This window comes from Pseudonocardia alaniniphila, from assembly GCF_022524485.1.
Taxonomy (GTDB): Bacteria; Actinomycetota; Actinomycetes; order Mycobacteriales; family Pseudonocardiaceae; genus Pseudonocardia; species Pseudonocardia alaniniphila.
This window is the reverse complement of sequence record NZ_JAKXMK010000012.1, coordinates 14,931-33,126: the sequence shown is the minus strand read 5'-3', so window position 1 is coordinate 33,126 and position 18,196 is coordinate 14,931. Positions and strand designations below refer to the sequence as shown.

The 18,196-nt window shown below is 68.8% G+C and carries 22 protein-coding genes and 1 tRNA gene; 16 read left to right on the top strand and 7 right to left on the bottom strand.

Going from position 1 to position 18,196, the window contains the following annotated elements; genetic code table 11:
* Window positions 1-34 precede the first annotated feature (34 nt).
* Window positions 35-1,258, top strand: coding sequence for a toll/interleukin-1 receptor domain-containing protein (locus tag MMF94_RS15260; protein ID WP_277398737.1), 1,224 nt, complete (start codon window positions 35-37; stop codon window positions 1,256-1,258).
* A 66-nt stretch (window positions 1,259-1,324) separates the two neighbouring features.
* Here the strand turns inward: MMF94_RS15260 and MMF94_RS15255 are convergent, their stop codons facing one another.
* Together MMF94_RS15255 and MMF94_RS15250 are read right to left on the bottom strand one after the other, a co-directional pair.
* On the bottom strand, window positions 1,325-2,131 hold the full coding sequence (locus MMF94_RS15255; protein ID WP_241037191.1) for a hypothetical protein: 807 nt from the start codon (window positions 2,129-2,131) through the stop codon (window positions 1,325-1,327).
* Window positions 2,132-2,135: 4 nt separating this feature from the next.
* A complete protein-coding gene (locus MMF94_RS15250) occupies window positions 2,136-2,963 on the bottom strand; it encodes an RNA polymerase sigma factor sigma-70 region 4 domain-containing protein (RefSeq protein ID WP_241037189.1) in 828 nt (275 codons plus the stop codon).
* Between the two features lie 120 nt (window positions 2,964-3,083).
* Here MMF94_RS15250 and MMF94_RS15245 point away from each other — a divergent pair, with 120 nt between their 5' ends.
* From MMF94_RS15245 to MMF94_RS15215, 7 genes are all read left to right on the top strand, one after another.
* Window positions 3,084-3,515, top strand: a complete 432-nt coding sequence (locus tag MMF94_RS15245; RefSeq protein WP_241037187.1) for a plasmid replication, integration and excision activator — start codon at window positions 3,084-3,086, stop codon at window positions 3,513-3,515.
* 118 nt (window positions 3,516-3,633) lie between these two features.
* Window positions 3,634-4,035, top strand: coding sequence for a hypothetical protein (locus tag MMF94_RS15240; RefSeq protein WP_241037184.1), 402 nt, complete (start codon window positions 3,634-3,636; stop codon window positions 4,033-4,035).
* The gene (locus MMF94_RS15235; protein WP_241037181.1) at window positions 4,032-4,322 is read left to right on the top strand and encodes a WhiB family transcriptional regulator; all 291 of its coding nucleotides are present in this window, start codon (window positions 4,032-4,034) and stop codon (window positions 4,320-4,322) included. Before MMF94_RS15240 ends, MMF94_RS15235 begins: the two co-directional genes overlap by 4 nt.
* Window positions 4,322-5,899 (top strand): FtsK/SpoIIIE domain-containing protein, encoded by a 1,578-nt coding sequence (locus MMF94_RS15230; protein WP_241037178.1) that lies wholly within the window; start codon window positions 4,322-4,324, stop codon window positions 5,897-5,899. The genes MMF94_RS15235 and MMF94_RS15230 overlap by 1 nt, the downstream gene beginning before the upstream one ends.
* Entirely contained in the window at window positions 5,896-7,542 is a 1,647-nt protein-coding gene (locus MMF94_RS15225) for a replication initiator (RefSeq protein ID WP_241037176.1), read from the top strand. Before MMF94_RS15230 ends, MMF94_RS15225 begins: the two co-directional genes overlap by 4 nt.
* Window positions 7,539-7,748 carry a helix-turn-helix transcriptional regulator gene (locus MMF94_RS15220; protein ID WP_241037174.1) on the top strand — a complete coding sequence of 70 codons (210 nt, stop codon included), beginning with the start codon at window positions 7,539-7,541 and terminating at the stop codon, window positions 7,746-7,748. Before MMF94_RS15225 ends, MMF94_RS15220 begins: the two co-directional genes overlap by 4 nt.
* Window positions 7,749-7,840: 92 nt before the next feature.
* Window positions 7,841-9,127: a tyrosine-type recombinase/integrase gene (locus tag MMF94_RS15215; RefSeq protein WP_338104213.1), complete on the top strand. Its 1,287-nt coding sequence runs from the start codon at window positions 7,841-7,843 to the stop codon at window positions 9,125-9,127.
* A gap of 122 nt (window positions 9,128-9,249) precedes the next feature.
* On the opposite strand, the gene MMF94_RS15210 is transcribed toward MMF94_RS15215, so the two are convergent.
* Window positions 9,250-9,331 (bottom strand) — tRNA-Tyr (locus MMF94_RS15210).
* 80 nt (window positions 9,332-9,411) lie between these two features.
* Here MMF94_RS15210 and MMF94_RS15205 point away from each other — a divergent pair.
* On the top strand, window positions 9,412-9,903 hold the full coding sequence (locus MMF94_RS15205) for a YajQ family cyclic di-GMP-binding protein (protein WP_241037171.1): 492 nt from the start codon (window positions 9,412-9,414) through the stop codon (window positions 9,901-9,903).
* A gap of 324 nt (window positions 9,904-10,227) precedes the next feature.
* On the opposite strand, the gene MMF94_RS15200 is transcribed toward MMF94_RS15205, so the two are convergent.
* A complete protein-coding gene (locus tag MMF94_RS15200) occupies window positions 10,228-11,355 on the bottom strand; it encodes a cytochrome P450 (RefSeq protein WP_241037170.1) in 1,128 nt (375 codons plus the stop codon).
* Window positions 11,356-11,463: 108 nt separating this feature from the next.
* Here MMF94_RS15200 and MMF94_RS15195 point away from each other — a divergent pair, with 108 nt between their 5' ends.
* Window positions 11,464-11,931, top strand: coding sequence for a MarR family transcriptional regulator (locus tag MMF94_RS15195; RefSeq protein WP_241037169.1), 468 nt, complete (start codon window positions 11,464-11,466; stop codon window positions 11,929-11,931).
* A 186-nt stretch (window positions 11,932-12,117) separates the two neighbouring features.
* Here MMF94_RS15195 and MMF94_RS15190 read toward each other — a convergent pair whose 3' ends face one another.
* On the bottom strand, window positions 12,118-12,279 hold the full coding sequence (locus MMF94_RS15190) for a hypothetical protein (RefSeq protein ID WP_241037168.1): 162 nt from the start codon (window positions 12,277-12,279) through the stop codon (window positions 12,118-12,120).
* Between the two features lie 89 nt (window positions 12,280-12,368).
* Here MMF94_RS15190 and MMF94_RS15185 point away from each other — a divergent pair, with 89 nt between their 5' ends.
* Both MMF94_RS15185 and MMF94_RS15180 read left to right on the top strand, forming a co-directional pair.
* A complete protein-coding gene (locus tag MMF94_RS15185) occupies window positions 12,369-13,292 on the top strand; it encodes an alpha/beta hydrolase fold domain-containing protein (protein ID WP_241037166.1) in 924 nt (307 codons plus the stop codon).
* On the top strand, window positions 13,220-14,053 hold the full coding sequence (locus MMF94_RS15180; protein ID WP_241037164.1) for an MBL fold metallo-hydrolase: 834 nt from the start codon (window positions 13,220-13,222) through the stop codon (window positions 14,051-14,053). The genes MMF94_RS15185 and MMF94_RS15180 overlap by 73 nt, the downstream gene beginning before the upstream one ends.
* Before the next feature lie 36 nt (window positions 14,054-14,089).
* Here the strand turns inward: MMF94_RS15180 and MMF94_RS15175 are convergent, their stop codons facing one another.
* Window positions 14,090-14,815, bottom strand: a complete 726-nt coding sequence (locus MMF94_RS15175) for an alpha/beta fold hydrolase (protein ID WP_241037163.1) — start codon at window positions 14,813-14,815, stop codon at window positions 14,090-14,092.
* 44 nt (window positions 14,816-14,859) lie between these two features.
* A complete protein-coding gene (locus tag MMF94_RS15170; RefSeq protein WP_241037161.1) occupies window positions 14,860-15,687 on the bottom strand; it encodes a helix-turn-helix domain-containing protein in 828 nt (275 codons plus the stop codon).
* A gap of 107 nt (window positions 15,688-15,794) precedes the next feature.
* Between MMF94_RS15170 and MMF94_RS15165 the strand changes: the two genes are divergently transcribed.
* The 4 genes from MMF94_RS15165 to MMF94_RS15150 are packed head-to-tail and all read left to right on the top strand — an operon-like array spanning window position 15,795 to window position 18,188.
* The gene (locus MMF94_RS15165; protein ID WP_241037159.1) at window positions 15,795-16,367 is read left to right on the top strand and encodes a TIGR03086 family metal-binding protein; all 573 of its coding nucleotides are present in this window, start codon (window positions 15,795-15,797) and stop codon (window positions 16,365-16,367) included.
* Window positions 16,364-16,720: a nuclear transport factor 2 family protein gene (locus tag MMF94_RS15160; protein ID WP_241037157.1), complete on the top strand. Its 357-nt coding sequence runs from the start codon at window positions 16,364-16,366 to the stop codon at window positions 16,718-16,720. Before MMF94_RS15165 ends, MMF94_RS15160 begins: the two co-directional genes overlap by 4 nt.
* Before the next feature lie 50 nt (window positions 16,721-16,770).
* Window positions 16,771-17,394 carry an ArsR/SmtB family transcription factor gene (locus MMF94_RS15155; protein WP_241037155.1) on the top strand — a complete coding sequence of 208 codons (624 nt, stop codon included), beginning with the start codon at window positions 16,771-16,773 and terminating at the stop codon, window positions 17,392-17,394.
* Window positions 17,391-18,188, top strand: a complete 798-nt coding sequence (locus tag MMF94_RS15150; protein ID WP_241037153.1) for an SRPBCC family protein — start codon at window positions 17,391-17,393, stop codon at window positions 18,186-18,188. The genes MMF94_RS15155 and MMF94_RS15150 overlap by 4 nt, the downstream gene beginning before the upstream one ends.
* Window positions 18,189-18,196: the final 8 nt, after the last annotated feature.

Genomic DNA, 18,196 nt, shown 5'->3' with positions numbered 1-18,196 from the left:
CGAAACGAAGCACGGGACGGAGTACGGGCATTTAATGGCTAGCAAAAAGAAGCCTCGTAGTCGAAACTCCGCACGGCCCAGCTCCTCTCTGCTTTCAGCCCCGGGTGCCGCACCGGGCGGTACGACCGTACGATCAGTTGTTCGGTCGGACGCGCCGCTCGGCAGCGGGGATGTTCGGTCAACCTCTTTTTGGAGCTACGTCCATGACGACGACGAGGCGGTATTTGGAAAGATCCGCGACCTAAAGGATGACATCCGTCGCATATACAAGTTGATGACCGGCGATCGAATCGAGATCTTCATGGATCGTGACGACATCGGCTGGGGTCAGCAATGGTCGCAAGTGATCAATCTGGGCATCAACAAGACGATCTTTATGATGCCCGTGGTTACTCCGAGCTACTTTCAGAGCAGCGCCTGCCGCGATGAACTGCTTGAGTTTAGCGCTCTATGTGCGCGTCGGGGCCTGTCTGACCTAATCCTGCCGGTGATCTTCACCGGATTAGAACGGATCTCCGTCGACAGCGACGACCAAGTAGTCCGAATTATCGCAGACGCTCAGTTCGAAGACTTCACGGAGATTTGGCCCTACGCACGGGGCGGAGAGCAATGGATGCTTGGAGTTCGCCGCGTAGTGACGGAGCTAGTGAAGGCGGAACGACGGGTCGACGAGCGCCTCGCAGAATTAGCCAACGAGCCGATCGTCGAAGTTCCATCGGACGGAGATGATTTTGATGTGCCTGACGATGAGATGGGCGTCGCGGAGTACATGGCAGAGATTGGCCCGGCCTCAGAAGAGGCTGTGCATGCACTTGAGGCTGCCGTAGCGCAGTTCAGCGAATTCTCGATGGCCCTCACCGGCACCCCCCTGGGCGCTGGCAAATTCACCGCAAGTGATCCACGTCTGTTTCAAGCGCAAATTGCAACCGCAGCAGCCGCAATTAAGGAACCTGCACAGAACCTTGAAGCCGCGGGCTCCAACGCTCTCGACAAGGTCTCCGCCGCCAATGCCCTCGTCATGGGTGTTCGTCAGTCAGTGGCAGGAATGCATAATAGGGAATTCGAGGAGGCGTTTATTTCGTCGCTGGGCAACCTGCAATCAGTAGATGATGTCGTAGCCCAGATGGAGGAGATGATCCGTCAAATGTCAGATCTTGAGCGTCTAAGTTCGGTCCTGCGGAGGGAATTGCGCCCCGCGCGTCGAGGGATGCAATTCCTGCGAGACGCAGGCCGTCTTGTATCGGCGTGGGCGCAGTAGCGCCTCCGGCGAATTCCGGTTCGCAGCCGTGAGCCCGCGAGAGATCGCGATACATCGAGCGGGTGATCACGCCCAGAGCGAGGAAACTACTCCTATGGTTTTGTCGTCGTGACGCTTCGCCCGCGGCAGATGCCGGCCGTCGGGATCGGACTGATCCTCCCAGTCGTGAATTCGTTTTAAGAGCGCCACGAGCTGGGTCTTGTCGAACTGCGCAATGTCGCGCCAGCCGCAGCAGCAATAATCGATGAAGTCGGCCGCCCCGTCCGTTGCGATTACCGCCCATTCGATCGCGTCTCTATGCACGGTCTTGGCGAACGCGTGACTTGCTGCTGCCGGATCAGTTTCGGCGATCCAGTAGCCGCCTTCGACGTTGCGGGCTTGTCGTTGGGCGCGCTGGAGCCACGCAAGCGTGGCGCGATGGGCGTCGTCGTAGCCGTGGCCGGCCCGAAGCTGCGCGAGGTATCGCTCATGCTCGGGCGTCGCGACTAACGAGAGCCGGTCGTCCACGAGTCGTTGTGCCAGGTGGTCGGTGCCGTAGTGGATCGGGCTGTCACCGAGCACGTAGAGGTCGGCAGCGCCGAAGCGAGTTCGCAGGATGGCGACGGTGCTCGACGGGGATGCGCCGGGGCGCAAGTCGAGCTTTGCCGTGGTGCGACGGATCGCCTTGGCGACAGCGTCGGCGATTGGCGCTTCCGGCACCATGGTGAGTTCGTCGGCGATGGTGCGACCGAGGGATTCAGCGTAGGTGCTGGGTTCGATGTCGACCGGTTCGAATGCGCTCGCTCCATCGAGCACGATCACAGCGTTGTCGGTGAGGAAGACGCGGTCGGCGTTACGTCCGTCTCCGGCAAGTTGGGCGGTGTGAACCTTCATCGGGCTACCAGGGGTGGGGGCCGGTGAGGATTTCACTGCCGGTGACGGTGAGGCCGTCGAGGTGGCAGCGAACGGCGAGACTGAATGACTCATCGCCGGTCTGCTGGTACAGCTCGGGAAGGTGGTAGGCGAGGTAGTGCACGACACCTCGGGAGCCGGGGCTATGGATGCCGGCGACGTGGATGATCACGCGGTCTCCGTCTCGGCGGCGGGAGAGGTAGCCGATATCTCCATGCCCACGGGGTTGGTCGCCGAGCGGTGATCCAAACCGCTCCCCCGTGGTCTTGTCGACGATCCACCAGCGGCCGTTGTCGCGGACCATGCCCAGCTTGGGATCGCTGTCCATCAGCTCGGCGCCGATCGGGGCCGACTTCGGTCCGCAGATGACCACCACGTCACCCTCGGGTGCGGTGGTCATGTCCGGCGGGATGGTGAATGGTTCGGCGGCCAGCGCAAGCGTTCCGAGCAGCGTCTCCACGTCTTCCTGCGTGGCGAGGTCGGCGGCGTCGATGTAGCTGCGCATGCGGTCGTCGGTGCCCTCGCGCAGTGGAACGCCGACGTGCACGGGCCCGATGCCGAAGAACGCGCGCTCGCGGCTGGGGGCGCCGCTGCGGATCTGGGTGACGCGGCCTTTGGTGATGCCAAGGGCGGTGGCGATTTCGGTGTAGGTCAGGCCCTGGTCGCGGTGGGCCTCCTCGATCGCCTCCCGGCGCAGTCGGGCCAGCTCGGTGGCGCGCTGTTGGTAGCTCGACATGAGCGTGGTTGCCCGACGACCGCGCCGGATCGGGTCCGGGTCGCGACGGACCGCATCGAAGTCGTCGGGGCTGCTCACCCTGGCAGTTTAGGGGGCCTTGACAGGCTGAGACCACCCCCCTACTCTGGGTTTACCCCCCCTCAACAGCCCGCTTCCGCCGGAGGCCGTGGTTTAGGGGGCTAAACGAAAGGCAGTCGGATGGCGATCAACCCCCGTTTCAAGGTCTCGATGGTCGACGTTTTCCCGCACGGCGCTTACGTGGTGTCCGAAGTGGAGCCGGTGCGGGACTGGGACAAGTCCTCGGCCGGGCGAGCGGTGCAGGCGACCGACAAAGAATCCGGCCTGTTGGTGTGGTCGGTCTCGGTGCTGGACGCGGACCCGGACGCGCGCAAGGACGCCAAGACCGTGACGGTGAAGATCTCCGCCCCGCACCAGCCGGTGCCCCCGGAGGCCATGGCGGGGATGCCGTTCCGCCCGGTGGAGTTCGACGGGCTCACCGTGACCCCGTACGTGAACGAGAACGGCGGTCGGGCGCGGATCGCCTACAGCCTGCGCGCCACCGGCATGCGCGCCCCCCAGATGGGGTCGGCCAAGCCGGCGCCCCGCTCGAACTCGGGGGAGGCCGCCTAGCGAATACAGCCCCTTCATACGCGGAGGGGAGCCTCGGCTGGAACCGGGCTCCCCTCCTGATCTTCCTCACTCGCAACCCCTGGCAGGGAACCAAGCTTCGGAAGGACTTCGAGGGTAGATGCACGCCCACACCCAGCACACCGCCCCGCACTCCGTCTCACACCCGGGCTACTTGGTGAAGATCGCTGCGGCGATCGACGAGCTCAACCAGCAGCACCACGCGGCGCTCGCCATGTCCCACCGCACCGACGCGCAGCGCGCTGCCCGGGCCGCGCGACTGGCCCTCAACTCCGCCCGCATGGCCGCCTGGTGGGGCGTCCTGTCCGGATACCTCGCCCACGACCCACAGATGCACCGGCTGCACCTGCGCGCCGCGGTGATCGCGGAAGCCGACGAGAAGAGCAATGCCCGGTTCTGGCGGGAGGCCGCTGCGGACTGGCAGGCCCGCGCAGAGCATCGCCCCACCTCCGACGCCGCGGGAGCTTTGTCGAACTGGCACGAGCTGGGGGTGACGGCATGACCGCCCGGAACACGCTGTGGCACCTGGATGCCGCCTGCGTCGGTGCCGACCCCGAGGTGTTCTTCCCGCTCGACCTCGCCCCCGTCTCGCACGGCGTGGCGGCGGCCAAGCGCATCTGCGCCCTCTGCCCGGTGCAGGCGGAGTGCCTGGCGGACGTGATGATCGCCGAGGACCCCGCCCGCCGCTGGGGAATCAGCGCAGGCACAACGCCTGCCGAGCGTGCGGCCTTGTTCGCCGCGCAGCGCCAGGCCACCCCGGCTGCGGTGGCGATGCGGGAGGTGGCGTGATGACGAGCCTCCACATTGTGTTGCTGGTGGCCGGCGCGGGTGTCGGTCTCTGGGTGCTGCACAAGATCGGCCAGATCCTGACCAAGGTCCTGGAAGCGGTGGCCGCGGTCGCCGTGGTGTTCGTGACCGCCTTCCTCCTCGTGAAGGGCGCGTGGTGGGCCGGCCGCCAGGTAGTGCGGCACTGGCGGACCAGCCTCACCACCGCCGGGGTTCTGGCCTGGATGTACTGGTGGGGCTGGCTGTCACTGCTGGCCACGATCGCCACGATCGCTCTCGGGCTGTGGGTGTGGCGTCGGCTGCACCGACACTCGTTCGAGCCGTGGGCCGGTCGACGACTACGCGCCTGGTGGCAGCGCTGGATCGTCTACGCCCCACGCCTACCCGGCTGGCTGCGCGCCTGCGGGCTCACCATCGCCGACCAAGGCCAACCGGTCACCATCCAGGTCAACCCGTTCCGCCGCTCCGCCGTCCAACCCCGCATCAAACCCCGCGCCGACCAGCTACCCCGCATCATCGGGGTGCGCTCGGGCCCCTCATGGGACGAAGTCCGGGTCCGGCTCGTTCCCGGCCAGACCCCAGAGGACTTCGACGAGGCCGCCCGCGCCCTGGCCGTCGCCCGCCGCGTCGCGCGCTGCCAGATCCGCGAACTCGCCCCCGATGTCGTCTCGATCGACTTCCAGCGCTGCGACCGCCTCACCGACCTGGTCTCCTGCGCCGACCTCGCCGCGCTGGAGACGGTGAAGGGTGAGGAGATCGACCTTCGGAGGGTGTGGTCCGGGCGCACCGAGTACGGCACCGACTGGCACCAGCCCATCGCCGGCGGCCACACCCTCACCGCCGGCGCCACCGGAGCCGGAAAGAACTCCGTCTCCTGGTCGCCGATCGTCTCCATCGCCCCCGCCATCCGCGACGGACTGGTGCGGGTGTCCGGGATCGACCCGAAAGGCATGGAGTTGGCCTACGGCCGGCGGATCTTCCACCGCTACGCCGTCACCTCGCGTGACGCGCTCTCGCTGCTCGACGACCTGGTCGACGGCATGGAACAGCGGAAAGCCGAGCACGCCGGACGCGTCCGCACCGTGCCGATCTCGCGGGAGCATCCGTTGGAGCTGCTGGAGTTCGACGAGATCGGCGCACTGATCCGCTACGTCGGCGACCGCAAAACCCGCGAAGCTATCACCGAACGCGTCGCCCTCCTCACCACCCAAGGCCGAGCGCTCGGGTACACCGTGCGCGGCTACGTCCAGGAACCCACCAAGGACACCGTCCCGGTCCGCGAGCTGTTCCCGCGCCGTATCTGCCTGCGCGTCGCCTCGAAGAGCCACGTCGCGATGGTGCTCGGCGAACACGCCTACGACCGCGGCGCCTGGGCCAACCGCATCGGCGAATCCGAAGCCGGCGTCGGCTTCCTGTTCGGCGAAGGCATCCGCGAACCTCTCCGCGTCCGTGCGGGCTGGGTACCAGACGAGACGATCAAAGCCCTTGAAGCATTCGTCGCCGGATCGGCCCCTGCCGCGACCGGCAAGGTGCTGTCCCTGCCCGCTCCTGTCCCTGCTCCCGCTGGTGGTGTCGCGTGAACGCGCCCACTGAGACGACACCGGCAGTGGTAGATCACGACCAGCTGACCCGTGCACAGAAGGCCCTACTCGCGCTGACCGGCGACGTCGCCAAGCAGCTCGCCGAGGACCACGGCGTCTGCGTCCGCCCGCTCGCGATGCGCCGCATCGATCTCACCACGGGCCGCGTGGAAGTCGTGCCCGTGCCGTGCGGGGCGCGGCGGGAGGATCTGTGCCGACCCTGCGCGGAGAAGAACCGACGACTGCGCATGGCCCAGTGCCGCCAGGGCTGGCACCTCGAGGAAGAACCCATCCCCGCCCGACCCGACCCCACCACCGAACAGAAACAGCTGCTCGCCGCACGGGCAGACCTGCACGCCGCCTACCAAGCCGCCAGCGCCGACGGAGACGACGAGGAGTGCGAGGAGATCCGCGAGACCGTCGCCGAACTGGACGACGCCCTGCGTGCCGCGGGAGTCACCGGCCGGCTGGAACCACTCGACTCGCCGGACAAGCCCGTCCGCAAGCGCTCGACCCGCCGACGCCAGGACGCACCCAACCTTCCCCGTCGTCCGGTGGAGAAGAGGACGGTGGGCCGGGTGTTCGGGGGCCGCTTCCGGCCTTCCACCTTCCTGACCCTCACCCTCGACTCCTACGGCCGCGTCGACGACAACGGGGCCGCGCTCGACTCCGACCGCTACGACTATCGACGCGCCGCCCGGGACGCCATCCACTTCCCCAAGATCGTCGATCGGTTCTGGCAGAACACACGCCGCTGCGTCGGCTGGGACGTCCAATACTTCGGCACGGTCGAGCCCCAACGCCGCGGGGCCCCGCACTTCCACGCCGCCATTCGCGGGACCATCCCTCGCGCGGAACTCCGTGCCATCGCCGCTGCCACCTACCACCAAGTCTGGTGGCCGGCGCACGACGCGCAGATCTACTCGGGGAACCGCCTGCCGCGCTGGGACGACCGCGCCAAGGGTTTCGTCGACCCCGACACCCGCGAGCCCCTGCCCACCTTCGACGAGGCGTGCGAAGACCTGACCCGCCCCGCCCACGTGGTGCAGTTCGGGACGCAGGTACACGTGAAAGGCATCCTCGGCGGCTCCGAAGAAGCCGGCCGCCACATCGGCTACCTCACCAAGTACCTGACCAAGGACGTCGCCCGCGCCGCCGGCATCGACGACAACGCCTCCGAGCGGATGCGCGCACACCACCGCCGACTCGTCGCCGAACTCCGCGCTACCCCGTGCTCGCCGCGCTGCCCGGTGTGGCTGCTCTATGGCATCCAGCCCAAGGGCGCCCGCCTCTCCACCACGCCGGGACAGTGCAAGGGCAAGGCGCATAAGGCCGAACACCTCGGCATCGCCGGACGCCGCGTCCTGGTCTCCCGCAAATGGTCGGGCAAGACCCTCGCCGACCACGCCACCGAACGCGCCCAGTTCGTTCGGCAACTCCTCGACAAGGCCGGCGTCCGCCCCGGCTACGCCATCGACGACGGACCCTTCGAATGGGAACGCACCAAACCCGGTGACCCCGACGTCCCCACCCGGCCTGCGCTCCTGCTCGCCGCGATCTCCGAACGCCAACGCTGGAAAGCCGACTATGAGGCCGCGCAGCTCGTTGCCAGTAACCAGCTACCGGAAGGAGCGGCAGCGTGAAGCGATCGGCAACCGGTGTACGGGGCGCGACGGAACATCTGACGGTGGATCAGGTGTGCGCAGAGCTGCAGATAGCCCGATCGACCTTCTACCAGTGGCGGCAGGTTGGGAAAGGCCCGCGCTGCATCCGGCTCCCGAACGGTGCGATCCGCATCCGCCGCGATGACCTGGACGCCTGGCTCGTATCACTTTCGGACGTCGCATGAGTGCCCGCGAGACCACCTTCGACGTGAGGGTGTGGGGCGTTTCCAAGCGCACATGGGAGTCCGGCGCCTCTACCTATCGTGTTCGTTGGATCGTGGCTGGGCAGACCTGGCACGACAGCTTCAAGACTCGTGCGCTGGCCGACAGCTTCCGCTCCGAGCTGTTGAGCCTCGCAAGGCAGGGCGAGCCGTTCGACGTCACGACTGGGCAGCCGATTTCGCGGCTCCGCGAGGAGAAGGCTTCGCAGAGCTGGTACGCCCATGCCTGCTCCTACGTCGACATGAAGTGGCCTCACGCTGCCGGCAAGAGCCGACAGGGCATCGCGGAATCTCTCGCCACCGTGACTCCTGCGCTCCTGTCGTCAACGAAGAGCCGGCCGGCCGCTGCGACCCTTCGATCTGTGCTCTACACGTGGTCGTTCAACGCGCGCAGCCGTTCGGCAGGCCCGCCACCGGACGAGTTGGTCCGTGCGGAGCGGTGGATCTCAGCCAACACGCGGCCAGTAGCCGACCTCGCTGACCCTGCGGTCCTTCGACCTGCTCTCGACGCCCTCGCGCTCCGGATGGACGGAAAGCCGGCGGCCGCGGCCACGGTGAGCCGCAAACGGGCGATCTTCTACAACGCCGTCGAGTACGCCGTGGAGCTCGGCCACCTCACTGGCAACCCGATCGCCTCCATGAAGTGGCGGGCACCGAAGGTCACCGAAGCCGTCAACCCACGCGTTGTCATCAACCACGGCCAGGCACGCGCGCTCCTCGCGGCTGTTCGGCAACTGCCCTCGGGCGACCGCCTGGCCGCATTCTTCGCGGTCATGTACTACGCCGCACTACGACCCGGTGAGGCGGTCGACCTGCGAAAGGAGGCACTGTCCCTGCCGGCGAAGGGCTGGGGCGAGCTGTACCTCACCACCTCGGCACCGTCCGCTGGCCGCTCGTGGAGCCAGTCGGGCACACGACGAGAGCCCCGCCAGCTCAAGCACCGCGGCGCCGAGGAAGTCCGCATCGTCCCGTCCCCACCAGAACTGACCGCACTTCTACGAGAACACCTCGAGGAGCACGGCACGACTCCCGATGGCCGGCTGTTCCGCGGAGCCCGCGGGGGCCCGCTCTCGGAAAGCCTCTACGGCCGGATCTGGGCCACCGCACGAACCGCGGCGCTGACGCCGGAAGAAGCAGCCTCACCGCTCGCTCGCCGCCCCTACGACCTCCGACACGCTGCGGTGTCGACATGGCTCAACAGTGGAGTTCCGGCGCCTCAGGTCGCGGCCTGGGCCGGGCACAGCGTCGACGTCCTGCTTCGGGTCTACGCGAAGTGCATCGCCGGCCAGGAGCATGCCGCCCGCCGCAGGATCGAGGAGGCCCTTCGTGACTCGCTTTCATGATCGCGACCACGTAGCGACCGCGAACACCCGTCGACAGCCGCTTCGAGCTGGACACAGCCGGACCACAGACGAACGGCCCCCGTCCTGCGTTTCCGCAGTTCAGGGGCCGTTCGGCCTGGGTGTGGCAGGTGAAGGATTCGAACCTTCGTAGGCTAAGCCGACGGATTTACAGTCCGCTCCCTTTGGCCACTCGGGCAACCTGCCATGTGCGCCGTGGCGCGGATGAAGGATACGACAGCGATGAACCGGGCCAAGCAGGGGCCCGGTCGCCAAGGAGGCATGTGATGGCCGACCCGTCGTTCGACGTGGTGAGCAAGGTCGACCGGCAAGAGGTCGACAACGCCCTCAACCAGGCCGCGAAGGAGCTATCGCAGCGCTTCGACTTCCGGGGGACCGGGACGTCGATCGCCTGGGCGGGCGAGGAGGCCCTGACGATCGAGTCGGAGACCGAGGAGCGGGCGCTCGCGGCCGTCGAGGTGTTCAAGGAGAAGTTGATCAAGCGCAGCATCTCGCTGAAGGCGTTCGAGGCGGGCGAGCCTGCCATCTCCGGGAAGACCTACAAGATCAGCGGCAAGATCCTTCAGGGCATCGAGTCGGACAAGGCGAAGGAGATCAGCAAGGCCATCCGGGACGAGAAGCTCAAGGGCGTGCAGGCCCAGATCCAGGGCGACCAGCTGCGCGTCTCGGGCAAGAAGAAGGACGACCTCCAGGCCGTGATCGCGCTACTCAAGAACAAGGACTTCGGGATCGCCTTGCAGTTCACCAACTACCGGTAGCTAACGGGGCCCTGACCTGCGGGAACAGGTCACGAGGCGGGCGGCACAACCGAGCGCGGACTCGACCAGCGATCGAGTCTGGTCGACCGCGTCCGGCCGGTACCCGACGCAGGTGCTCAGTGTGACGGTCGGAGTGGTGTGCCCCATCGCGAGTTGGACGCCTCAACGTTCGCGCCGCTGAAGATCAGCACCGTCGTGACGTAGTGCCGCGCGCCCGGGCCGAGCACCGCCCAGCACTCCGACCAGCCGAGGAGTCCTCAGCAACCCGGCGCAGGACGTAGACGAGAGGGCCAGAGTTGCGCGCTCCCACCCAACGCGCCGGGTTCAGGTCAGCATGATCGGCAGGGTGGTCAGGCGGCTGCCCATGATGCCGCCTGCGGTGGTGTGGCGAAGGTCGTCGTAGGGCGACAGGAGCCGGGCGTCGGGGTAGTCGGTGGTGATGGTTTCGGCGAGTGCCTGTAGTTCGAGCTGGGCGAGTTGCGCTCCGACGCAGTAGTGCGGCCCGGCGCCGAAGGTGAGGTCATGCTCGTCGGCGTCGAGGTGAGCGTTGATGCCTTCGATGTCGACCAGCACCGGCGTACGGGCGGGCAGGACGGTTCCGGCGAGATCGAGGTCGGTGACGGTGAAGCGCCAGAGACTGAACGGTGCCGGCGGGTGCTCGGTGAGGGTGTCGCGGACGAGGGCGGCGTGGTCAATGGATCCGGTGCCGTCCAACAGGCGCGCGACGACGAAGCCGATCGCGGGGTCGGTGGTGAGCTGGCCTGCGTAGAGCAGGGTGAAGATCTGGTATTCGAGGTCCCCGGTGGTGCTGCCGGGTGGCATGCGCTGGGCCAGGTCGCGGGCGAGGACGCCGTCGGCGTCGAGCGCGGCGTGAGCCAGGGCGGTGAACCCGGACATCGCCTCGCCGACGTGGGCCGGGTAGTCCACCTGCATGAGCCGGCAAGCGGCGATCCCCTGCTCGACACGGTCAGCAGGAACCCCGAGCAGGTCGCACAGAACGGTGAGTGGGTAGCGGGTGCAGAAGTCGTCGACGAGGTCGATCCGCTCGGTCGCGATTTCAGCGAGAAGGCAACCGGCGATGTCGCGCATGCGGCCGTAGGAATTCCGCATGTTCTGAGCGCTGAACAGAGGGGCGAACGTCCGGCGCAGTGCGGCGTGCGGTGACCCGTCAAGGGTTGTGACGGACGCCTGCTCGGCGGCGGTGGGTTCCAAGCCGGCCGTGCGGCGGTCCCAGCCCGGCGGAGCCAACGCGGGATCCTTGGCGAAGCGGGAGTCCGTGAGTACCAGTCGGGCGAGGGCCCCGTCCGTGACTACCCAGACCGGGCCGCCCGCGGGGGCGTCGAGCCGGACCAACGGGCCGGCGGCACGGAGCCGGGCACGGTTGGGATCCGGCGCGTCGAGTGGTCGGGTCGTCGATGTGAACGGGCTGGACGGTGCTGCGTGGTCGGTCATGGCTGCCTGCCTCGCGTGATGGCTCGATCGACGAGGCCCAATGTAACTGCATGGCGCAGTTACTGCACAACACAGCATCTGCGTGGCGCAGTACGATGCCGGCATGCGGTGGTCGAGGTGAGCGCGGGTGGACACGACGACGTCCTGGCGGCCGAGGTTCTGACAGCGCTCGCGGCCTGGCAGATCCCGATCGTTCAGTTCAACGGAATGGTCGCCGAGCGAGTCGGCATGGGCTGGACCGACCTCCAAGCCCTCTACGTGCTGGCCAATCATGGTCCCGCGACCCCGACCGACCTGGCCCGGAGGGTCAACCTGACCACCGGGTCCGCCTCGCGGATGATCGACCGTCTAGAACGGGCTGGGTTCGTGCGCCGTGTCCCCGATCGTCAGGACCGCCGGCGAGTGCTCATCGAGCCGCTGCCCGCCGCGGTCGCTCGCGTGGGCAGCTTCTACGACCAGCTCAACGAGCTACATCGGCACGATCTGGCCGACATGACCCACGACGAGCTACGGACGCTCGCGCGTTTCATGAAGGCTGCTGCAGCCAGCACCGAAGCGGCGATCCGCAGTCTGTGACAGCTCCGCGGCCGCCGCGCGCCATGAGCATCTCGTCGGAGCCGGCCATCACCCGCACGGGCCGATAACGGGGTGCGCGCACGTGCCCTCCGAGAAGGAGCACGTGCGGCCCCGCCTGCCATCGGGAGCTGCCGGCGTCAGGTGCTCACGGCTTCGGCCCCACGTGCTGACGCCGGGTGTTCTGGATTACCGCGATCCGCCAGGAGCCGTCGTCCTCTCCCGGTCGGAGGTCAGCTCGGCGGTTCGGGCGCGCTGGACGCCGCCTCCCGCGGTGTGGACGAGCGCGACGTCGGGCCGGATGAACCGGATGTGGCGCTCCGCCGCAGCGGGCCCCGCGGAGTGGGTCATCCGCGAGGAGCGCAGCGGTCACCACAATCCTTGCGTCTCGGCTCATTCTGGGAGAGGGGCGTAGTCGTGTGCTCGTCCGAGGAGGAGACGTGCGAACCACGCGTCATCCGGCATCGCCCGACGACCTGGGCGTGATCAGCGACGTCCTGAGGAAGACGCGTGCCGCCGCCGGCGATGCCCCTGCTTCTGCCGACACCGGGCAGGCGATGCTCGACCACAGCCGGGCATCGCGCACCCCGCCCTTCGCGACCACCCCGTGGCGGGCCGACGAGGTGACCGGCGAGTGGGTGGCCGCGGTAGGCACCACTGGGGAGGCGGTGGCGCTGTATCTGCACGGCAGGCGCTTCCAGCACGAGGAACCTCCCGACGTGTTCGCCGCGCCTCTGTCGCACGCGCTCGGCATGCCGGTGTTGCTCCTGCACTACCGGCTCGCGCCTGCCCACCCCTATCCGGCCGCGCTGCAGGACGTGCTGACGGCCCTTCACGCACTTCTCGGACGCCGCCCCGCGTCGCGTGTGCTGCTCACCGGCCACTCCGCCGGGGCCACCCTCGCGTTGTCGGCGCTGACGGAACTGGCCGGCACCGGACACGCGCTGCCCACCGCCGCCGTCTCCGTCTCCCCCATCACCGACTTCACGTTCTCCGGCGCCTCGATCACCACGAACGAGGGCAAGGACGGCGTTGGCAGGGCGGAACTGGATGCGGTCCGCGACGCGTATCTCGGCGAGGCCGATCCGGCGGACTCTCCGCAGTCACCGCTGTTCGGCGAGCTCGCCGGCTTTCCGCCGCTGCTTCTGTGCGCCGGCAGCAACGAAATGCTCCTCGACGACACTCTCCGATTCGCCGAACGCGCCGACGGCGCCGGAGTGGAGGTCGAGCTCGACCTCTTCGACGGGATGATCCATGGCTTTCCCGTCATCTGCGCCGGGCAGCAGAGACGATGTTCGACCGGATCGCCGAGTTCGGTACGTCGTGGCCGCGCGGCGGCCTCGAACAGCCGCCGCAGCCGCTGACGATCCGCCGGGTCGGCTGGGCCGGTTACCAGGTCACGACGGAGCAGGGCACGCGTGTGCTGGTCGACCCGTACCAGGCCGACCCGGAAGGAGTCCACAGTGGACTCCCTGCGAGCCCTGTCACGCCGGAGGAGCTGTCCGACTCCGACGTCGTCGCCATCACCCACGCCGGTTACGACCACCGCGGCCAGGCCATCGAGATCGTCCGGAGTAGACAGGCGATCCTCGTCTGCGGCCCCGCGCTCTACCAGCACGCCCTGAGCCACGCCGTCCCGTCAAGACGCTGCGCGCCCATGGTCTCCGGCGTCGAGTTCCGCTGCCGGGACGTCACGATCAAGGCACTGGACGCCCGCCACTCCTCGAGCATGTGCTCCGACGGCCAGTTCCTGTCGGACCAGCCGATGAGCTACCTGCTGACCACCGCCGCCGGCACCCGGATCCTGTGCGGGGGCGACTTCTCGCTGTCCGCCGACCTGAAGACCTGGCGTGAGCTGTACCGGCCGCAGATCGCCGTGCTCGGCATCGGCGGCACGCGCGTCGGACCGGTCACGGTGACCGAACTGCCGCCGGCCGAGGCTGCGATCGCCGCGATGTGGCTGGGCGTGCACACCGTGATCCCGGTGCACTACCCGCCGGGCGACCCGGCCCCCGCCCAGCTCGCCGCCGACCTCGCAGGGCGCGAGCAGCCTATTCAGGTCGTAACCCTGGAGTTCGGCGAGACCTGGACCTCGACGCCCGGCACCGGCCCACGACCGGCATGACTGCCGGCGGTGGCTCGTCGGTCCGGTCAGCAGCGATCAGAAACGCGTGACCAGGGCAGCGACCGCCGCGGGGTCCTCCACGTGAGCGTTGTGGCCGAGGCCGGGCAGGTCGACGGCATTCGGCGCGAGCTCGAGCAGGTCCGCGGAACTGACGAGCGCGTCGTGCTGCCCCCGGGCCAGCACCACCGGCACCGACGCCGCGGCGAGCAGGGCAGCAACGCCCGGCTCGCCGACGCCGAAGGCCCGCGGGTCGAGCGCCGGGCGCCAGCGACCGTCCTCCTCGACGACACCGGCCGTGACTGCCGGGTGATCCACGTCGACGAGACCGTCGAGTCCGGCGACCCGCAGGTGGCGGGCCACGGCCTCATCACGCGTGTCGAAACGTGCAGGCTCCCTGGCAGCGAGCTTCGCGGCGCGGGCGAGCTCGTCGGGCGTCCAGGCGACCTTGATCCCGAGGCCCACCACCGCGCGCACACCGGGGCGACTCGCAAGGTGCAGCCCGACCACCCCGCCGAACGAGTGGCCGATGATCACTGTGTCGGCCGGATCGACCAGGTCGGCCACCGCCTCGGCCGTGGCGGAGAACGTGTACTGCGGCAACGGGTGCGAGCCCCCGTGGCCGGGCAGGTCGGGGGCCACCCAGGCCCGGTCGCCGAGGGCCACGACGACCCCGTCCCACACATCCGAGGTGGCACCCAGCCCATGGAGCAACAGCACGACGGGCGCCTCGGCGCCGCCACGACGCACACGCAGCGAAGTCACGCCGGCAGCATCCCGCATCCGATCACCCGCCGGGGAGCGAACACTCAGGCACTCACCGGGGCCTCGGAGCGCAGGCAGGCCTGTGCATAGGCGACAGGGGTGAGGCCGACGGCTGCGGTGAAGTCGCGGATGAAATGGGACTGGTCGTAGTAGCCCAGCTCGGCCGCGACCTCCGCCCACGGCCGGTGCTGCTCGCGGGCGAGCACGGCGGCGGCCTCGTGGAGCCGGTAGCGGCGCAGCACCCACTTGGGACTCACGCCGACATAGCGCTGGAACAGCCGCTGCAAGGTGCGCGGGTTGATGTTGAACCGCTCGGTGACGTCGTCGACCCGGCTGATGGTGCGGTCGTGGAGCAGCGCCGCGACGATCCGGCCGACCAGCTCCACCTGAGGATCAGGCGGCGGCAGGCGCTCCCGCAGGAAGGCCTCGACCAGCGCGACCAGCTCGTCGACGCCTGGAGCCGCCGTCATTCGCGCAGCCAGCCCGGCTGCGGCCGGCCCCCACAGTTGCTCGGCCGATAGCACCGCATCGGTGATATCGGAGACCGGCGCGCAGAGGAACGGCAGGAACGCCCCCGGCCGGAACTTGACGCCGAACACTCGGCCGGATCCGCGGTAGACGTAGGTGAAGCGATCGCGCCCGACCCCGGAGACGGCGAGCTGCCCGCCGTCGAGCACGAGGTTGACGCACGGATGCGGGAGCAGGGTGACCGACTCCTCGCGCCCCGGCTCCAGCTCCCAGGACACGAGCCAGTGGCGTTCGACGAGATCGGCGAGATCGGGCGCAGGCGGGAAGCGATCGAGGGAGAATCCCGTGGTGTGCTCCCCGAGCACACCGTGTTCGCTCGTGGTGGGCACCGGCACCTGCGTCACGTACTCAGGATGCCCGCGGACCCCGACAATTCGGCGAGTCGCGCGATGGCACGCGCCGGGCGGCGTGGGCACCCGGACGGGGCTTCTGGAAAGCGCAGGTGAGGGGCATGCTCACAGCGGTGGACGTCCGCCAGATCTATGCCCGGTGCAGCGCCGAGTTCGGGGCGCAGGTGCACGCCGTCGACGGCCGCTGGGACGCACCCACGCCGCTTCCCGGCTGGACGGTGCGGGACCTCGTACGCCACATCGTCGAGGAGGAGCGGTGGGCCCCGCCGCTCTTCGCAGGCGAGACGATCGATGACGTCGGTGACCGCTTCGCGGGCGACCTGCTCGGCGACGACCCGGTGAGTGCGTTCGACGACGCCGCCGCCCGGGCACTCTCCGTCGTCTTCGCCGACGGAGCGCTGGACCGTGTGGTGCACCTGTCCTTCGGCGACCACCCGGGAAGCGAGTACGCCTTGCAGCTCGCCGCCGACCACCTCGTCCATGCCGTCGACCTGGCGCGTGCGCTCAGCGCCGACGAGGCCATGGATGCCGAGGTGGTCGTGGCCGTACGGGAGTGGTTCGGCCCGATGGAGGCCGTTTACCGCGAGATCGGGGCGATCGGTCCGCGGGTCGAGGTTCCGGCCGGAGCGGGTGCGCAGGCCGAACTGCTGGGAATGATGGGGAGGACGCCATGAACAGCGGGAATCCGGACAGCGCCCTGGCCGCCGTCCAGCGCTTCCAGACGGCATTCGATGCCCAGGACGTCGACGCGATCATGGCCGCGATGACACGTGACTGCGTGTTCGAGGACACCACCCCGCCGGACGGGGGCAGGCACGTCGGCGCCGACGCGGTGCGGGAGGCCTGGATGGCGCTGTTCGCCGGGGCTCCGGACGGGGGTTTCACCACCGAGGAGCTGATCGAGGCGGGTGACCGGGTGGTGGTGCGCTGGCGCTATTCATGGGGCTCCGGGCACGTGCGGGGCGTGGACGTGTTCTCCGTCCGCGACGGGCTGGTGGCCGAGAAGCTCGCCTACGTGAAGGGCTGACACGCCGGCCAGCCCTTGACAAACTTTCTTGTCGGCGAGACCGTACGTCGGTGCACGAGCTTGCTGTTATCGACGATCCGGCCGCGGCCGGTGTCTCCCTCGACCCGGTGCGTGCCCGGCTGCTGGCCGAGCTGGCCGAGCCGGGTTCGGCCAGCAGCCTCGCCGCGAAGGTGGGGCTGCCCCGGCAGAAGATCAACTACCACCTACGCACGCTGGAGCACCACGGCCTCGTCGAACTGGTGGAGGAGCGCCGCAAGGGCAACATGACCGAGCGGATCCTGCAGGCCACCGCGTCGAGCTACGTGATATCGCCTGCCGCGCTCGACGCCGTTGCACCCGACCCGCAGCGGGCGCCCGACCGGCTCTCGGCACGCTGGCTGATCGCCGTCGCCGCCCGGACCGTACGGGAGGTCGGCGACCTCGTGCGGGGCGCCACGACCGCAGGCAAGCGGCTCGCGACCTTCACGATCGACGGCGAGGTCCGGTTCGCCTCGGCGAGTGACAGGGCAGCCTTCGCCGAGGAGTTGGCGAACGCGGTCACAACTCTCGTGTCCAAGTACCACGACGAAACGGCACCGGGGGGACGCCCGCACCGGGTGGTCGTCGCGGTGCACCCCAGCGCGCGCACCGACGACCCAGCGCGCGCCGAGACCCCTCAGGAGCAGACGACATGAGCGAGCGCCGACTGGAGAAGGACATCGAGCTGGCCGCCGACCCGGAACAGGTGTGGGAGGCGATCGCGACCGAGCCCGGCATCGCCACCTGGTTCGTGCCACACCGCGTGGAGCCACGCGAAGGTGGCACCGTCGGGCAGGACTACGGTTCCGGCTTCGAGACGGCCGGCCGGATCACGGCATGGGAGCCGGTATCGGCCGACGGGCGGGGCCGGTTCGCCTACGGATCCTTCGAGCCGCCGGCCGACGGACGTCCCGACTACGCCTTCGAGTTCCTCGTGGCAGGCCGCGAGGGCGGCGGCACAGTGGTGAGATTCGTGCAGAGCGGCTTCCTCGACGGCGCCGACTGGGACGGCGAGTACGACAGCTTCGACGCGGGCTGGAGCGTGTTCTTCGAGAACCTGCGCAGCTACTTCGCCCACTTCCGCGGCCTGCCCGCACAGAACGTGGTGACGATGGGCTGGACGTCCGACACGGCCCACACGGTCTGGCCCGTGCTGTACGGCGGGCTCGGCCTCACCGGGCGCCCCGATCTCGGCAGCGAGGTCACCCTCACCCCGGACGGTCCAGGGCCGATCACCGGTGTCGTGGACGTCATGACCGAGGAGTTCCTCGGCGTCCGGTCGGCCCGGGGCCTGCACCGCTTCGGCGCGGAGGGCTCCGAGGGCTGCGGCGTGAGCGCCTACCACTACTTCTACGGTGAGCCCGTGGACGCCGCTGCGCTGACGCAGGAGTGGCAGGCGTGGCTCACACGCCACCTCCCGGTGCCTGCGGGCACCGCGGACGTGCGCTGAGCCGCGGC

Coding starts and splice junctions, on each gene's coding strand:
- MMF94_RS15260 (WP_277398737.1), top strand. CDS start 35: ATGGCTAGCAAAAAGAAGCCTCGTAGTCGAAACTCCGCACGGCCCAGC.
- MMF94_RS15255 (WP_241037191.1), bottom strand. CDS start 2,131: ATGAAGGTTCACACCGCCCAACTTGCCGGAGACGGACGTAACGCCGAC.
- MMF94_RS15245 (WP_241037187.1), top strand. CDS start 3,084: ATGGCGATCAACCCCCGTTTCAAGGTCTCGATGGTCGACGTTTTCCCG.
- MMF94_RS15240 (WP_241037184.1), top strand. CDS start 3,634: ATGCACGCCCACACCCAGCACACCGCCCCGCACTCCGTCTCACACCCG.
- MMF94_RS15235 (WP_241037181.1), top strand. CDS start 4,032: ATGACCGCCCGGAACACGCTGTGGCACCTGGATGCCGCCTGCGTCGGT.
- MMF94_RS15230 (WP_241037178.1), top strand. CDS start 4,322: ATGACGAGCCTCCACATTGTGTTGCTGGTGGCCGGCGCGGGTGTCGGT.
- MMF94_RS15205 (WP_241037171.1), top strand. CDS start 9,412: ATGGCCGACCCGTCGTTCGACGTGGTGAGCAAGGTCGACCGGCAAGAG.
- MMF94_RS15200 (WP_241037170.1), bottom strand. CDS start 11,355: ATGACCGACCACGCAGCACCGTCCAGCCCGTTCACATCGACGACCCGA.
- MMF94_RS15190 (WP_241037168.1), bottom strand. CDS start 12,279: ATGACCCACTCCGCGGGGCCCGCTGCGGCGGAGCGCCACATCCGGTTC.
- MMF94_RS15180 (WP_241037164.1), top strand. CDS start 13,220: ATGTTCGACCGGATCGCCGAGTTCGGTACGTCGTGGCCGCGCGGCGGC.
- MMF94_RS15165 (WP_241037159.1), top strand. CDS start 15,795: ATGCTCACAGCGGTGGACGTCCGCCAGATCTATGCCCGGTGCAGCGCC.
- MMF94_RS15160 (WP_241037157.1), top strand. CDS start 16,364: ATGAACAGCGGGAATCCGGACAGCGCCCTGGCCGCCGTCCAGCGCTTC.
- MMF94_RS15150 (WP_241037153.1), top strand. CDS start 17,391: ATGAGCGAGCGCCGACTGGAGAAGGACATCGAGCTGGCCGCCGACCCG.